1 protein-coding gene is annotated in these 2492 nt (G+C 76.3%); it reads left to right on the top strand.

Going from position 1 to position 2492, the window contains the following annotated elements; all coding sequences use genetic code 11:
- Nucleotides 1-2492, top strand: a 2492-nt coding sequence (locus ACLU3S_RS36665; RefSeq protein WP_413956299.1) for a beta-ketoacyl synthase N-terminal-like domain-containing protein, incomplete at both ends; no start/stop codon positions are given.

The following is a 2492-nucleotide window of genomic DNA, read 5'->3' as shown; positions in this document are numbered from 1 at the left end:
CCTCGCCCTCCCGGCCGACCGGGTCGCCGGACTGCTCCGCGACGAGCGGTACGCCGGTGCCGAGATCTCGGTGGTGAACGGCCCGTCGGCCACCGTCGTCGGCGGCCACCCCGGCACCCTCGACGCCCTCGCCGCCGACCTGGAGCGCGACGGAGTCCGGGTCCGCCGCCTCCCGGTGGACTACGCCTCGCACTCGGCGTACGTGGAAAAGATCGAGGACGAGGTGCTGGCCGCGCTCGCACCGATCACCCCCCGCGCCCCCCAGGTCCCGTTCTACTCCACGCTGCTGGCCCGCCGCATAGACGGCGAACCGCTCGACGCCGCCTACTGGTACCGCAACCTGCGCGGCACCGTCCGCTTCCAGGACACGGTCGAGGCGCTGCTCGCCGACGGCCGCACCGCGTTCGCCGAGTGCAGCGCCCACCCGATCCTCGCCTCCGCCGTCCAGGACATCGCCGAGCAGCGGGGCGTCCCGGTCGCCGTGACCGGCTCGCTGCGCCGCGACGACGGCGGCCCGGACCGGCTCCTGCGCTCCCTGGCCCAGGCCCACACGCTCGGCCTGCCGGTGGACCTCACGCCGTACCTGGCGGGCGGGCGGACCGTGGACCTGCCGACGTACCCCTTCCAGCGCCGCCGGCACTGGCTGCCCGAACTGCCCGAGCCGGAGGCGGCGGGACCCGCGGTGCCGGAAGCGGCCCCCGAAGGCGCCTTCGGGGAGGCCGCGGAGGAGCGGGAGGAGTCCTCCCCCCGCTTGGAACTCGCCGCCCTGAACCCGGCCGAGCGGCAGCGGCGCCTGCTGCGGCTGGTGCGCTCCGCCGCGGCCGCCGTGCTCGGCCTGGACGGCCCCGACGCCGTCGAGCCGGCCGTCCCCTTCAAGAGCCAGGGCCTGGAGTCCGTCACCGCCGTCGAACTGCGCGACCGGCTGCGCGCCGCCACCGGACTGGCCCTGCCCACCACCGTCGTCTACGAACGCCCCACCCCGCGCGCCCTGGCCGACCACCTGGCGGCCGAACTCGGCGCTGCGGCAGGGGAGCCGGCTCCGGTGGACCCCGCTGCCGGGGCACCGGAACGGCCCGGCGACGAACCGATCGCCGTCATCGGCATGGGCTGCCGTTTCCCGGGTGACGTGCGCTCCCCGGAGGACTTGTGGCGGTTGGTCGTCTCGGGTACGGACGCGGTGGGTGGTTTCCCGCAGGACCGGGGCTGGGACCTGGAGGGTCTGTACGATCCGGAGCCGGGCCGGCCGGGGAAGTCGTATGTGCGTGAGGGCGCCTTCCTGCACTCGGCGGCCGAGTTCGATCCGGCGTTCTTCGGGATCTCGCCGCGTGAGGCGACGGCGATGGACCCGCAGCAGCGGCTGCTGCTGGAGACGGGCTGGGAGGCGCTGGAGCGGGCCGGCATCGACCCCACCTCCCTGCGCGGCAGCGCCACCGGGGTGTTCGTCGGCGCGATGGCACAGGAGTACGGCCCGCGGCTGTACGAGCCCGAGGAGGGCACCGAGGGGCATCTGCTCACCGGCAGCACCATCAGCGTCGCCTCCGGCCGGATCTCCTACACCCTCGGCCTGGAGGGCCCGGCGGTCACCGTCGACACCGCCTGCTCCTCCTCCCTGGTCGCCCTGCACCTGGCGGTGCGCTCGCTGCGCACCGGCGAGTCCTCGCTCGCGCTGGCCGGCGGCGCCGCCGTCATGGCCTCGCCGGGCATGTTCGTGGAGTTCGCGCAGCAGCGCGGCCTCGCCGCCGACGGCCGCTGCAAGGCGTTCTCCGCCGACGCGGACGGCACCGCCTGGGGCGAGGGCGTCGGCATGCTGGTGCTGGAGCGGCTGTCGGACGCGGTGCGGGGCGGGCACCGGGTGCTGGCCGTCGTCCGGGGCAGCGCGGTCAACCAGGACGGCGCCAGCAACGGGCTGAGCGCCCCCAGCCGGCTCGCCCAGGAGCGGGTCATCCGCCAGGCGCTCGCCGACGCGCGGCTGAGCCCCGCCGAGGTCGACCTCGTGGAGGCGCACGGCACCGGCACCCGGCTCGGCGACCCCATCGAGGCCGAGGCGCTGCTCGCCACCTACGGCAGCGACCGGCCCGCCGACCGCCCGCTGCTGCTGGGCTCGCTGAAGTCCAACATCGGCCACACCCAGGCGGCCGCCGGCGTCGGCGGGGTGATCAAGGCCGTGATGGCCGTGCGGGAGGCGGTCGTCCCGCCGACCCTGCACGCCGCCGAGCCGACCCCGCACGTGGACTGGTCGGCCGGCGCGGTCGAGCTGGTCACCGAGGCGCGGGCCTGGCCCGGCAGCGGCCGGGCCCGGCGTGCCGCCGTCTCCTCCTTCGGCATCAGCGGCACCAACGCCCACGTCATCCTCGAACAGGCCCCGACGCCGGACGAGCCCGCCACGGGCCCGGAACCCGCCCACCCCACGGCCGCGCTGCCGCTGTCGGCGCGTTCCGAGGGGGCGCTCAGGGCGCAGGCGGCGCGGTTGCTGGAGCGGTGGTCGGCGCATA

The organism is Streptomyces sp. AF1A (genome assembly GCF_047340315.1).
In the GTDB taxonomy this organism is placed as follows: domain Bacteria; phylum Actinomycetota; class Actinomycetes; order Streptomycetales; family Streptomycetaceae; genus Streptomyces.
This window is presented reverse-complemented; position numbering and strand designations above follow the sequence as displayed.